The following is a 13,502-nucleotide window of genomic DNA, read 5'->3' as shown; positions in this document are numbered from 1 at the left end:
AATCTACCCATTCCCTTCACGAATTGCAACGGTTTCCATAGCAAAGGGGCTCCCGACGGAGCCCCTTCAAAAATCGGTCCGAATGGCTAAGGCTTAGTTCTTCACTTCAGACACTTTGACCATGACCTTCTGCATCATCGCGGCGCGCTCTTCGGGCTTCGCCTTGGCGACGTGGCTGGCACAGCCGTCACAGCAAGCGCCCATCAGCATGCCGTTTTCGAGGACCATCGGCGTGGCCGAACCAACCTCAAATTCGCCCTGGCAGGCGCACGTGCCGACCTTCTTGCCGTCCTTCAATTGCATATTGGAGTGCATATGCTGTTCGGTTACCATCGCCTTCTGCAGGCTGCCGATGGCGCTCTTTTTCGCGGCATCGTCCATACTGCCTACGGTGCTAAGACACTGTTCACCGCACAAAAAGTACGTTCCACCTTCCAATTCGACGTGCGGCGACTTGTCCGTCACCTCAAAGTTCGCGCCGCAGGCGCAATGGGCCAGCGAATGACCGTCCTTGACCTCGACAACGTTGTTCATGACGTGCAACGTACCGAGCAAAACGTCGTCGGCAGCGGGTTTTACCAACGCATGATCGTCCGCCATCGTGGCGCTCGTCAGAGCCGCCAGAAGCGCGACCAATACCAGAATCCTGTTCATTACATCACCTCTTATCAAATTCACTCCGGCGTGAGTTGCAGCCCACGCGTTCCACAGACTCCGTCCTCAACCCTGCTAATATACTGATTTCTATAGAACTCGTCAATCACAAGAGGAAAAGCGGCCGAAACGGCCGCTTTTCGATATCCAACAATTTGAAATTGCTACGCTTCGGCCCGATTGCTCTCGTACATCACGAGGTACGCTACAGCCAGAACGATCACAGGAAGCAGGCCTCCCAGAAGCACAAACGGCTGATGAGCAAACCACTGAGTCCCTAACGTCTGGTCGAGCCAGCCCGCACTTTCCGACAACTCACCCGTGGCCCGTCCCCAAAGATCAGGGCCCCAAATCACTGCGATGGCGAGGAGTCCGGCCACTGGAGCCAGGCCAATCAGCCAATCCAACCACCCCGCGCGCTCGGGTGCCGATACCACTACCGGGCGAGTCTTGCGCAGAACGCTGGCCGTAAAACTGGCCGAGGGCGCGAGCTTCGGCAGGTCGCCCATCGAATGATCCAACGTCGCCATTTGCCGATGCAAGCGCGCCAGCCGCACGTTGCTCACCAGATCCGCGTCGAATTCAGCGGCTTCCGTCGCGCTCATCTCACCATGCAAACGACGGCAGATGCGTTCAATTAGAATGTCTTGCTGCGTGTTCATTCGAATTCCTCCGGACTGTCGCCGAATAGCTGCTCTCGCAGCCAGGCTTTGCCGCGAAACAGATAGCTCTTCACCGTGCCCACCGGTACGTCCATGATTTCAGAAATTTCATTATAAGAAAACTCGCGCAAATAGAAAAGTACCACAGCCGTACGGTGTTTTTCCGGCATGCCCGGCAAGAGCCGGAGCATCTGCTCCTTCAGCCGGACCTCATCAGCATACGGGTTATCGTGATCCTCTACAAACTGCGGACCGCGCTCAACCAAGGGGTCATCTATGTCCAGAAACTGCGACCGGGAGCGGGCCGTCTTGCCCTCGGCGATTGCCAGATTCAGGGCGATCCGGTAAATCCAAGTTGATAATTTACAATCACCCCGAAAATTCCCCAGACCCTTCCAGACGCGTATGAAAACCTCCTGTGCGAGGTCCTCTGGGTTTTCAACCTTGCCTGACATTCGCGCAACCAGATTCAGGACCATTCCTTTGTACTGGTCTATAAGTTCAGCAAATGCCTGCTGATCGCCCCCTCGAATCCGTTCGACCAGCCGGAGGTCCTGTTCGTCTGAAGGCGGAGCTGACACCGGTTCCCCTGTTTATACCTATTGAGCACGGATCTCGGGCAAAGGTTGCAACCTAACACCCGGTAAGTATCTCGTATGTTACGAATGGGACTCGAAGATAGGGACTGCGGAATCTACGTCGGCCGCTCGTTTGGGATTCAGGCGCCGACTCAAATTCAGGAGAATCATTATGTTGGATGATGTAATTGGCGCGTTGATTGGCATGATGACGGTTGGAGGCTTGCTTATCCTCGTCCTCATCGTGGTTATCATGGATAACCGGACTCGCCGGATGCGCGTCAAATTCCTCCACGACGAGCGCATGTTGGCGCTCGAAAAGGGCCTCCCGGTCCCAATGGACTACCAGGACGGCCTGGGTCGGAAACGTCGGCCGTATGTGCGTGGCCTCGTTTTCCTGGCCATCGGCCTCGCCATGATCGGCTGGTACAGTATGTCCGGAGGTGCCGACAGCGACCTCGGCGGCATGGCCATGGTTCCCTTGATGGTCGGACTGGCCCTCATTCTGGGCGATTGGATCAACGAGCGGAAGCAGCAGGCAAAACAGCCAACTTCGACAGGCGACTATGCTGCGGATCCCGTGAAGTATCCGTAGACGGATAGTCCGTACTGTAGTGCAGGCCGCGACTCTCTTTGCGCGCCAGCGCTGATCGAACGATAAGATCGGCTACCAATACTAAGTTGCGGAGTTCCACCAGTTCCGGACTCATCCGGGTTCGCTGGTAGAATTCCGCAATTTCTTTTGTCAGAAGGTCGAGGCGCGTGCGGGCGCGCTGCAAACGACGCGTCGAGCGTACGATGCCAACGTAGCTCCACATGGTACGTCGGATCTCATCGAGGTTGTGTTTCAACAGGACCGCTTCGTGCTCCGTATGCGTGCCTTCTGAGGACCACGGATCGGCCTGCGGCAAGTCACCGGATTCTTTGAGCCAACCGGCGCAGCTTTCCGCGGCGGTGGCGGCGTAGACGACGGCTTCCAATAGTGAGTTCGAAGCGAGGCGGTTCGCGCCGTGCAGTCCGGTGCACGCGACTTCACCTACGGCATAGAGTCCGGCAATTGAGGTTCGGCCGGACTTGTCTGTTTCGACGCCGCCACATTGATAGTGGGCGGCCGGAACGACCCAGATCGGATCTCGCGTATAGTCAAATCCCTTGCTGCGGCAAAGGCTGTCTATGTGCGGGAACTTGGCGCGCAACAGGTCCGGCTCGATGTGCGTGCAATCGAGATACACGTAGGAATCGCCCCGGCGTTTCAATTCGCTGTCAATCGCCCGCGCAACAATGTCACGCGGTGCCAGATCGGCTCGCGAATCATAGCGCGGCATAAAGGCTTCACCGTCCAAGGAACGCAACACCGCACCCGCGCCGCGCAACGCCTCGGTAATCAGGTGGTTTTGCACCGTGTCGTCACGGTCGTACATCGTGGTCGGATGGAACTGAAAAAACTCCATGTCCGAAACCACCGCGCCCGCCCGGTAGGCGGCCGCCAACCCGTCCCCGGTCGCAATGGACGGGTTTGTTGTATGCTGGTAGACCATTCCCGAACCGCCGGTCGCCAGCACCACGGCTTTGGCGCGCACGGGTGAAATCAGGCCGTTGCGCGAATCCAGCACGTAGACGCCGAAACAGCGCTGGCCACGCACCGCCTCATCGGTCTTGGGCTGCGGCGTGACGAGCAGGTCCACCATCACGTGATGCTCCAGCACCTGCACGCGCTGCTGGTCTTTGACCTGCGACAAGAGCACGGCTTCGATCTCCTGCCCCGTCTGATCCTGATGGTGCAGAATACGCGCGCGGCTGTGCCCGCCTTCGCGCGCGAGTTCAAGTTCACCCTCGCGCACCGTGAACCGCACGCCCAAGTCCATAAGCTCGCGCACCCGCGCGGGCGCATTCCGCACGACCATTTCGACGACATCGGTGCGGCACAGCCCGGCTCCCGCGGTCAATGTGTCGGCCATGTGCAGTTGGAAATCGTCGTCGTTGGCCGTCACGGCGGCGATTCCACCCTGCGCCCAATTCGTCGCGGATTCAGCGGATTCTTTCTTGGTGATCAACAACACATCGGCGAAACGCGCGCAGCGCAACGCCATGGACAGTCCGGCAATGCCGCTGCCCACGATGATCACATCAACGGTATGGGGAAGTCCGGTCAAGGTAGGAAGTAGACTTTCAGCGCACTTGGAAGGCGCGCAGGGAGAGCGAATTTGCCTTAACGAACGAGCAGCACCTTGTGCGTCATATCGAACCGGCCCGCCGCTTTCAGGCGGACCAGATAGAGGCCGGACGGCACAACCAACCCGGCATCGTTGCGGCCATTCCAAACGGAACGGTAAACAGCAGGAGCCAATTGCGAGTTGACAATTGTACGAACGGGCTGACCTAACAAATTATAAATGGTCAGTTCGACATTTTCCGAGAACGGGACGACGTACTCGATCGTCGTTTCCTGATTAAACGGATTGGGATATATCTTGCGTAAATTAAAATCCACGGGAGCAGCCGACGGAGTCCCGGTCGCCGTGAACGGCACCATGAACTCGGTCAGCCCGTCCGCGCTAATCACTTCAAGACTGTACGTGTAATTCACGCCCACGCGAAGCCCCTGATCCGGGTAGAAATAGCGCTTGGCCGTGGCCGCACTCCCGCGCCCGTAGAGGCGTTCGTCGGTGGCATAGCTGGCGATGGCTTGAGTCGTGCCGCTTGCATCATCATACCGCCACAGGCGGAAACCAAGCGTGTTATACTCCGATTCGACGATCCAGTTCACAACAAGCGAATTAAATGTGGTGTCGTCTTCCAAATACATGCTTGACACCAGCACTGGCAACGGAATGTCCGGCAACCCGATCGGGCAGTTGAGGCACAACACGGGATCTCCACCACAGTCCACGTCGTCGCCGCTGAGCAGGACAAGATTGGCTTCGTTTGCCGGATTCGCGCCAACGCGGAAAGAAGCGCTGACAATAACATGCCGCGGCGTCGCGCTTAGCGGCACGGCCAAGCTATCCCAGCGCATCGGCCCGCTGATCCAGGCATCCAGAGTGTCGAGGGGCGTGTCGAGCTCGGTTTGGAGCAGGGAATCTACGCTGGACCAGACAATCATGCGATTGCTGAATATGTCCTCCGGCTGCAATCCCCCTTCAACCGCCAGAGTGAGGCCCCGCATCGAGCTCTCGCCGATTGATGAGAGGTTGAACTGCAAGAGCGGAACATGACTCGCTCCGGGAATGATCTCGGTGCTTATCACGGACCCGCTAACGACCACGGATGAGCCGCTGGGAAAGAAGATGTCGCGCACGAACACAGAAGTCACTTCGTTTAACAGCGTATCCTGGTAGGCGATCGTCAGGCGGTAGATGCCGCGCGGGACCAACGAACCCGGATTGGTCACAGAGTCAATGCCAATGCCCGAACCCAGGAACGTCGGTTGAAATACAACTGACTTCTCATCACCTGCAGCAAGGTCCGACAGATACAAAACATGTGGTGAATAGAGATCGTGCTCGGGCCCACCGGTCTGCTCGATGATTAGCCGCAGCGTCCCCGGCGCAGCCGTTTCTGGCTGCGAATAGCGAAACTCCGTGCCGGCATAGCGGAACGAGTCACCTTCGGCTGGAGTCAGAATTGTCGGCGCATCCGTCGCGTCGTCGTAGCGTCCCCGACGGAAGGTCGAGCTGGCTTCATCGTTGCCGTACTGGTCTTTATAGAAGACAAAGATGTTATAAGTATGACGGTGCTGCAACTGATTGCCGCCTTCCACCGACGTCACTGGCGGTCCGGACAGATCGAGAGCGCGACCATTCAGATACAAACCGTGCACGCCCGCCGCGGACAGGCCGCCAAGGTGTATCACATGCTGTGATCCAGGATAGACCGGAATCCCGAACAAACGCAGCTCGACACTCCCCGGCAACGGAACCTCCGGGAGTTCAAACTGTATCCAGAAGGTGCTGTTGTCCACGCCGTTGTCCAGCGGAGCAAGGATGCGCGGCGGCACGGTGGTCAGGTCTTCGGGCCAGATATAGCCATAGTTTGTTGCCGTGCGAACGGGGTTGCCGACTTGGTCACCAATGCTCAGCGTCACGTTGTAAAGGGCTTGCTCGACCAGCGCGTCTTCGAGTCCGTTGTTGCTTAGGAGAACGTTGGGACCGCCCGTGCCAATCTGCGTGCCGTCCAAATTGAAGTAGTGCTCACCTTCGCGAATGAAGTCCGGGACAATCGTCAGGATGTGCGGACTCAGCGAATCGGCCACGCGTGTCAACGAGTCCACCTCGAAAATCAACTGCACCGTGTCCGCATCCTCGGGCAAGACATAGATGACGCGAACATTCGGCTCGACGGCCTCGGATCCAACGCGCGGCTCTACTAGTTGCGGAGTTTCCGTTAGCAGGTCCACCACAACATCGGTGATCGGCGGTGACGGATCGGCCGGACCGCCCGGAGCGTCGGCGATCTCATAGAACAACTGGAAGCGCAGGCGCGACAAATGGTTCAGAGCCACTACTCCCGTGACCGAGTCCACGCCTTGCGATTGGGCGAGATTGAGCGAATTCACGGTGACCTGCTTGTCGGCGCCCGCCACAGTGTCCGCCAAATAAAGTTGATGGACTTCAAAGATCCCGCTTTCACCCGTTTCACGGATTTCCAGGCGGAGCGACCGCGCGACCGCTGACAGCGGCTGGTCATAATGAACCGTGAAGACGCGGCCCACGTCGGAACCGATCTCCGGTGACGTGATTGTGGGCTGCGACGGGATGAGCTCTTCAATCCGTAAGTACTGCGCGTGCTGGGCATCCACGGAATTGTTGACGGGCGGAACCCCCGACACTTCGAGGAAGCTCGATACCGCTTCGGAATAGTGCGGGTCACCGTCGGAGTCCGTACCGTAAACCATGAGGACAAACTGTACAGAACGAATGTTGGCCCCGATGACATCAGGCATCGCCAGGCGGAATTCGACGCGCTGCGGCGACACGCCGTCATTGACCGAAAACTGCAACGAGTCCACCGATAAATACTCAGCGGACGAAGGATCGCCGGACGGAACTCCGGTATCGTAGAACAATGCACGGACTTGCCAATGCGTCGAGTCCTGCCGGGCGACGCCGGAGATGTCCCAGCCCGCCGGCACATCTACTGCAAGCACGACAAATGCGATTTCCGTCGGAGATACCACGCTGTCCAGCACGGTTCCGCTGCCGGATAAGCCAAAGCCTGTCACGTCAAACTGTTGCGCGTGCGCCGCTCCGGCCCATCCCAGCAAGAGCATCAGACAGGCGGCAGAGAAGGCGATATGCTTGAGGTGTTTCGCGACCATGGTGATCATATTAAGGCAGATAGAGAAGTTTTCCGGTGGCAATCCGTCCCGGCTGTTCCAAATGATAGAATAGCAGTCCCGGCGCAAGGTGCTGAAGGTCAGATGCCGGTATATTGAGTTTTGTGGCGTGAGGCAGAACCAGCCGCGCCACTTCTTGACCCAATACGTTGTAGAGCCGCAGTTCCGATGAGGCGTCGTCCAGCCCGCGAATCTCGAGCGGCTGTCCGCTGCCCAACGGATTCGGAGCGACGGTCACGGACTTGCGCGCGAGATGCACCGTTTCGTCCGGCGACTTGCGAATGTCGCCACTGCGAGTGCGAAGTTGATCGAGAACATTCGCGAGGTTGGCGGCACTCTGACCGGTCAACAGCGCCATGCGTACGGTCGCGGATGCGGCAGGCGGCAGCGTTGGCAACGTAAGTCCGGCGATGTGCGAAAGGTCGCGAGCCGTTGAACTGAAGCCGCCAACCCCCGCGCCGAGAATTTCAACTAAACGTGCGTCGCGGAAGCCGCCGGACTCGAATTCGTCGCGATTACTGACTTCATAAGCGGTTTCAAGCTCCCCCGACAAGCCAGCCACGCCGACGTAGGGTAGCCATGACAACGTACTGTGAGCTTCCAGTATCCCGTCGTTCGCGCTATAGCTGCCGAGATTGCGGCTGGACGGGCCTATGTCCCAATCGAGCATTACGCCGGCCTGCGCAGTAGACCAGATTGAGCTGCCGCGGTTGGTCACCGTTATTTCCAGAATCATGCCGTCCGGAATATCGGGCCACGCGAAGAGCTCCGACGTGACTTCGGCGCCAACACGATCCTGTTCCGGCATGGCTCGATCATCAAACGACGATCGAACCGCAATGGGTGCTCGATCCGACGTGAAGCGCTCGGCGTAGGCGCCGGGCAATGCGCTCCAATCGAAGCGCGAACCGGTCGAGTCGCCGTAAAAGTTGTCGGCGATGCGACCATCGGCAGCAACAAATATTGAGCCGTGGTAGAGCGCGTTGCTGGGTCCTGCGGTGAGGGCCAGACCAGGACCAAGCGGTATGCCGCGAACGTAATCGAAGTAGCCCAATGCGCCCTGCTCACCTAAGCCAAACCGCAGCGCGGAGGTCTCGATCGTCACAAACGTCGTGTCCAACAAGACGGTCGTGGTACCGCGACCTACAATGCGGCCCGTGCCGTCTGCCCATTCAACCGCGAGCGGCAATACCGCGCCGCGCGTAACAGCGGAGGACATGTGAACGCGGGGATCAAGAATCTCCGACCAATAGCGGCCCGCTTCAACGATGGGCGGATAGACCAACTCTGCGGGCGATATGGTAATGTTGCCGTCGAGACTGGTCACCGTCCCGTGCAATCCGTTCAAGCGACCATGCTCGTTAGACAGTTCCACATCGAGCAGCGCGACTTCGTCGGCTTCAATGCGGTTGTCGCCGTCGCCGATGTTCTCGTGAAAACGCACGTCCGTCAGGCGCACGCCCACCGGTATCTCGAAATTCGATACGGCACGATAGGCATTGACGCGTCCGAGACCGAGCCATCCGGGCAGCGTGTCGTTGACCGTATCAATCGGGTCGGCGGAGGTGCAGATCGCTGTAAGCACCTGTTCACTGGTCCAATCCGGAAATCGCTTGATCAGCATTCCACAGACGGCTGTTACCACCGGTGCGGCCATGCTCGTGCCTTGCCACGCCGCGTAGCTGCCGTCAAATATGACCGAAAGAATGTGGACTCCGGGCGCGGCGATCTTAACCCATGGGCCATAATTCGTGAAGGCCGCGGCGGTGTTGGCGGCAGTTGTGGCGGCCACACTCAGTACGCCTTCGATGGCTGCGGGATAGCGCGGCACCGAACTGCCGTTGTTGCCCGCCGACGCCACGACCACACAGCCGCGTGCGCGAACGTAGCGCATCACTTCACGTTCATAAGCCGATTCCGTCGAACCGCCCCATGAACAGTTGATCACGCGCGCGCCGTTGACACAGGCGTAATAGACGCCTTCGAAACCATAGGGAATACTCCCGCCCTGCCCGACACGGACACCCATTACGCGCGCGCCGCCGGCGACTCCCGCGATGCCGAGTCGATTGTTACGCGCGGCGGCGGCGATACCGGCCACGTGCGTACCATGCGAGTTAAAGCCATCGAGCGGTGCGGGCAACGGGTCGCCGTCCAGCTCGATGAAATCGTAGCCGAAGAGATCGTCCGTGTAGCCGTTCCCATCGTCATCCACGCCGCTGACGCCGTCGCGCTCCGCGGCGTTTTCCCAGCGCGCGCCCGCGAGTTCGTCCAGATTAAAATTCACACCGTCGTCCACGATAGCGACCAGGATCGAAGCATCAGGCGCGACGACATCCCAGGCCGCCGGCGCCTCGATCTGATCGAGCCACCATTGTTCCCCATAATATGGATCATTGGGGGGTGCATCGAGTGGCAAGCGAGTCGTTCGCTCGGCTTGGAGAATATCTGTTGTGCGTTCCGGCCGCAGTTCCGCCCACTCGATGCGGCTGTCATGTTGTAAGGCGGCACATACGTCACGCGCCGCTTGCCCGGAAACGGTTTCAAGGACAATCACCTTAGCCAGCTCCGCGGAGCGCTCGCGCAGCGGCAGAGCTGGCCGGAGCGCAGTCACCCGGCCTGATGCATCCAGCGAGGCAGCGTCCAAAGCCGCCGGAAACTCGCGCAGCTTAACGAGAATTTCTCGGGCGCAACGATCTTTCACCGTCTCTCCACGAGCCGCAAGTGCGCCGAGCACCAGCGCGAGTACGATAAGTCGGCCTACCGCCATTCCCGCACGGCTTCGCCGAGAATCGTCAAATGCTGACGAACTTCCACAGGATCGCCTCCTATGCTCACGCGGATGTATCCCGGCAGCTCGAATAGAGATCCGGGGAAGACCGTCACACCGCGTTCGGTACGCAGACGCTCGGAGAATTGCATGTCATTCAGGCTGCCCGGTAGTTGCAAACAAGCATTTACTCCACCACTTGGCGGCAGGAGCTTGAGCTCTGGCGTGCTCTTCAAGAACGCCATGAGCAGCCGCATCTGTCCGCAGGCGGTGTTGCGGCGCAGTTGAAACCACGATAGCGCCGCTTCACTACGCAGGATCTGGTCGGCGAGGTCCTCCGTCACGTAGGGCTGAACCACACCCATCAGGTTGTTAAACTTATAGGCCCGTTCCACAACCTTGGCGGGTGCGACCGCCCAGCCAACACGCAACTGATCCAAACCCCAAGTCTTGTCCAGACTATTGACCGAAATCGCCCCGTGTGTGAAGGCGTGCGCCCGGAAATCCGGTTGGATGAAATTCAAGTATACTTCATCCACGATCAGCTGTGCGCCGACTTTGTCACAGGCCGCGACCAGAGCCGCGAAGTGATCCATTTCCAACGCAGTCTGCGTGGGATTATGCAAATTGGTCAGCCAAACTAACTTCGTATCGGCGGTGAGCAGACCAGCCAGCTCGCGCGGGTCCGGCTGATAGTTGCGCTCGGCCCGCCGCGGCAGTCGCATGACTCGATCCGCCAGCATCTCGATTCCTCGCAAGACCGGTTCGTAGACCGGGCTCTCAACAACTGCCGTTCCACCCTGCTCCAGCAGGGCTCCGGCAATGAGGAAATTCGCCTGGCTGGCTCCTTGGGCCAGCAAGATATTCTCAGCGGAGGCCTCATAGAGTTGTGCGAGTCGTTCGCGCAGGCCCTGATGGCCATACGACGCACTTCCGCCTGCAATCCGCGGCGTGAATGGACCGCCGGGGATTTCTCGCAGTTCCGTGACCACAGGTACTGCACTGCGGGCCAGAGAGGGCGTTGGACCTTGGAGGGTCGCTTTGGCCCATTCCTGTATTTGCGAACCGTGCCAGAGCACTTGTAAATCGGGCGATTCTGTTCCGGAGATGTCGGAGTTGGGCATGCTGTCAGAGGATGTTGGTGGGTCACACTTGTCACGCGCAGCACCAGCCTCAGGTTTCCCACGCCAGCCGCTGGGTGGCTTAGCCCTGTAAGGTAGCGGAAATGCCCAACAATTTCAACCTCTTGGGCGATTCCGGCGGCAATGGCTGCCCGGAACACGCGACAGAGTTCGTGGGCGGGTGGGTTGACAATTCTCGGAATTTGCCCTATCTTTTGCTTAAATAAGCAAAAACTATACCCCTGCTCGAACTATTCTTGAATAATCGCTTGATAGAAGTCGCTTTAGCCTTTCGGCCCGACCTGCCCGAAGAGCTGGTCGCACGGCTGCAGAAAGTCAAAATCCTCCTCGTGGATGTGGACGGTGTCTTGACCAACGGGACAATTTATTTTAGTGACGATCTGCAGGAAAGCAAGGGCTTTTCCACGCGGGACGGGCTTGTGTTAGGCCGCGTCAGCCGATACGGTTTGCTAACCGGTGCGATCTCCGGGCGCGACTCGGCGGCAACACGGGCGCGTTTGACTGCGCTTCGTTTTAACGAAATCTATCTCGGACATCTGTCCAAATGGCCGGTGGTTGAGGAGATTCTCGCAAAGCACGGTCTGAGCCCACAGGACGCCGCGTATATTGGCGACGATTTGATTGATTTGCCTCCTCTTTCCCGCGTCGGCCTGTCGGTTGCACCGGGCGACGCGCACCCGGCGTTGCAGGCAGGAGTTGATGTGGTCTTGAACAACCCAGGAGGCCAGGGCTGCGTGCGCGAGTTCATCGAGCTGTGGCTATGGGCTAATGGCAAATGGGAGGAGTTCATCCGCAGTTTCGAGGATTTTGCGAAATGAACCCGAACGAAAATTTGCCGGCCGCATTGGCTGCTGCCAAGCACCTGTTGGATGTTGAGGCCCACGCGGTCGCAGAGTTGGTCGGCCGTGTCAATGGCGATTTCGAAATGGCCTTGGGCATTTTGCTGAAGATCCGCGGCCATGTCGTGGTGACCGGCGTGGGCAAGAGCGGCCACATCGGACGCAAGATTTCGGCGACATTGGCCTCGACCGGTACGCCGTCGAGTTTCCTCCACCCCGCCGAAGCGGCACACGGCGACTTGGGCATGGTCACCCGCGAGGATGCAGCCGTTGTGATTTCTAAGAGCGGCGAGTCGGACGAACTACTAACCGTGCTACCGTATCTGAAGTTCTTGGGCATTCCAATCATCGGACTGTTAGGGAACACGCGCAGCGGGCTGGCCGAGAAGTGCGATGTTGTGCTGGATGCGTCGGTCGCCGAAGAAGGCTGTCCGATGAATCTTGCGCCGACCGCCTCGACCACGGCCGCTCTGGCGCTCGGGGATGCCCTAGCCGTGGCGCTGCTGACTGCCAAGGGATTTCAGCCGGACGATTTCAAGTTCCTGCACCCCGGCGGAGCGCTGGGACGCCGGTTATCCATGACCGTGAAGGACGTTATGCACGAGGGGCACGACATGCCGGTGGTGGCGCCGAACGATGACCTCAAGACTTCGATCATGTGCATGACCAACAAACGGCTTGGCGCGGTCTGTGTCGTGGAGCCCAACGGGCTTTTGCAGGGGATATTCACCGACGGCGACTTACGGCGCGCCCTTGAGCGAGACATTGATTTGGCCAAGGTCAAGATCAGCGATGTGGCCACGCACAAGCCCAAGGCAACCACGCGCGACGCGCTGGTGATGTCCGCCGTGAATCTGATGGAGCGGCATAACATTATGGTCTTGCCTGTTGTGGACGCGGGGTATAAGCTGGTGGGAATCGTGCATATGCACGACCTGCTGAAGTCCGGTATCGGAAGGTGAAGACGTACGCGGTCATCGGCACCTTGATGCTATGGTGGGCCGTCCTTGGCTGCTCCACAACGCCGCCGCCGCCGGACACTCCGGCGGAAGAAGAGTACCCTGAACAGGAGCTGTTCACGGCCCGGATATCGTTTTATGCGGATGACCGTTTGGCGACGGTCATTGACGCGGGCCGCGTGCTGCAATACGAGAAACAAAACCTGATCATTCTTGACAGCGGGATCGTTGCCGATTTCTTCGACGAGTTGGGCAACCGCCGCACGCGGATTTGGGCGGACTCCGGCACCGCGTCGGAAACGTCGCGCAATCTCAATGCGTTCGGCCACGTCGTGGCGGTGTCCGATAGCGGCGACAGACTGGAAACCGATATCTTGAAATACGATCATGCGCGGGCGCTAATTTATGCCGACGGTCCGGTGAAAATCGCCACGCCAACGGACACTATCTACGGCACTGGCTTTCGCGCGGACCGGAACTTGAAAAACTGGACAGTGCTTGATCCGTCCGGCGTCACAGCTCGCGAGCGTCCCACCCGAACGGCACCGCCGGATTCGCTGTAA

11 protein-coding genes are annotated in these 13,502 nt (G+C 58.9%); 4 read left to right on the top strand and 7 right to left on the bottom strand.

The window, feature by feature from the left end; translation table 11 throughout:
* Positions 1 to 93: 93 nt before the first annotated feature.
* The 3 genes from IPH10_06720 to IPH10_06710 form a co-directional block, all read right to left on the bottom strand.
* The gene (locus IPH10_06720) at positions 94 to 654 is read right to left on the bottom strand and encodes a hypothetical protein (GenBank protein MBK6910614.1); all 561 of its coding nucleotides are present in this window, start codon (positions 652 to 654) and stop codon (positions 94 to 96) included.
* Between the two features lie 164 nt (positions 655 to 818).
* Positions 819 to 1,316, bottom strand: coding sequence for a hypothetical protein (locus IPH10_06715; GenBank protein MBK6910613.1), 498 nt, complete (start codon positions 1,314 to 1,316; stop codon positions 819 to 821).
* Positions 1,313 to 1,897 carry a sigma-70 family RNA polymerase sigma factor gene (locus IPH10_06710; GenBank protein MBK6910612.1) on the bottom strand — a complete coding sequence of 195 codons (585 nt, stop codon included), beginning with the start codon at positions 1,895 to 1,897 and terminating at the stop codon, positions 1,313 to 1,315. Before IPH10_06710 ends, IPH10_06715 begins: the two co-directional genes overlap by 4 nt.
* Positions 1,898 to 2,066: 169 nt before the next feature.
* Here IPH10_06710 and IPH10_06705 point away from each other — a divergent pair, with 169 nt between their 5' ends.
* A complete protein-coding gene (locus IPH10_06705; protein ID MBK6910611.1) occupies positions 2,067 to 2,489 on the top strand; it encodes a hypothetical protein in 423 nt (140 codons plus the stop codon).
* Here IPH10_06705 and nadB read toward each other — a convergent pair.
* From nadB to IPH10_06685, 4 genes are read right to left on the bottom strand one after another with little or no spacing between them, the layout of a single operon-like run.
* Positions 2,413 to 4,047 (bottom strand): L-aspartate oxidase, encoded by a 1,635-nt coding sequence (gene nadB, locus IPH10_06700; GenBank protein ID MBK6910610.1) that lies wholly within the window; start codon positions 4,045 to 4,047, stop codon positions 2,413 to 2,415. The two genes, IPH10_06705 and nadB, sit on opposite strands and share 77 nt — an antisense overlap.
* 56 nt (positions 4,048 to 4,103) lie before the next feature.
* A complete protein-coding gene (locus IPH10_06695) occupies positions 4,104 to 7,211 on the bottom strand; it encodes a T9SS type A sorting domain-containing protein (protein MBK6910609.1) in 3,108 nt (1,035 codons plus the stop codon).
* Between the two features lie 10 nt (positions 7,212 to 7,221).
* Positions 7,222 to 9,933, bottom strand: coding sequence for a S8 family peptidase (locus tag IPH10_06690; protein ID MBK6910608.1), 2,712 nt, complete (start codon positions 9,931 to 9,933; stop codon positions 7,222 to 7,224).
* Positions 9,934 to 9,989: 56 nt separating this feature from the next.
* Complete coding sequence (locus IPH10_06685) at positions 9,990 to 11,123, bottom strand: pyridoxal phosphate-dependent aminotransferase (GenBank protein MBK6910607.1); 1,134 nt, start codon at positions 11,121 to 11,123, stop codon at positions 9,990 to 9,992.
* A gap of 254 nt (positions 11,124 to 11,377) precedes the next feature.
* Between IPH10_06685 and IPH10_06680 the strand changes: the two genes are divergently transcribed.
* The 3 genes from IPH10_06680 to lptC are packed head-to-tail and all read left to right on the top strand — an operon-like array spanning position 11,378 to position 13,502.
* A complete protein-coding gene (locus IPH10_06680; GenBank protein ID MBK6910606.1) occupies positions 11,378 to 11,959 on the top strand; it encodes an HAD hydrolase family protein in 582 nt (193 codons plus the stop codon).
* Entirely contained in the window at positions 11,956 to 12,942 is a 987-nt protein-coding gene (locus IPH10_06675; protein ID MBK6910605.1) for a KpsF/GutQ family sugar-phosphate isomerase, read from the top strand. Before IPH10_06680 ends, IPH10_06675 begins: the two co-directional genes overlap by 4 nt.
* Positions 12,939 to 13,502: an LPS export ABC transporter periplasmic protein LptC gene (gene lptC, locus IPH10_06670; GenBank protein MBK6910604.1), complete on the top strand. Its 564-nt coding sequence runs from the start codon at positions 12,939 to 12,941 to the stop codon at positions 13,500 to 13,502. Before IPH10_06675 ends, lptC begins: the two co-directional genes overlap by 4 nt.

Source organism: bacterium (assembly GCA_016702305.1).
Lineage (GTDB): Bacteria > Electryoneota > RPQS01 > RPQS01 > RPQS01 > JABWCQ01.
Note: the sequence above shows the minus strand (reverse complement) of the source record. Positions and strands in the feature narration are given on the sequence as shown.

Coding starts and splice junctions, on each gene's coding strand:
- IPH10_06720 (MBK6910614.1), bottom strand. CDS start 654: ATGAACAGGATTCTGGTATTGGTCGCGCTTCTGGCGGCTCTGACGAGC.
- IPH10_06715 (MBK6910613.1), bottom strand. CDS start 1,316: ATGAACACGCAGCAAGACATTCTAATTGAACGCATCTGCCGTCGTTTG.
- IPH10_06705 (MBK6910611.1), top strand. CDS start 2,067: ATGTTGGATGATGTAATTGGCGCGTTGATTGGCATGATGACGGTTGGA.
- IPH10_06695 (MBK6910609.1), bottom strand. CDS start 7,211: ATGGTCGCGAAACACCTCAAGCATATCGCCTTCTCTGCCGCCTGTCTG.
- IPH10_06685 (MBK6910607.1), bottom strand. CDS start 11,123: ATGCCCAACTCCGACATCTCCGGAACAGAATCGCCCGATTTACAAGTG.
- IPH10_06675 (MBK6910605.1), top strand. CDS start 11,956: ATGAACCCGAACGAAAATTTGCCGGCCGCATTGGCTGCTGCCAAGCAC.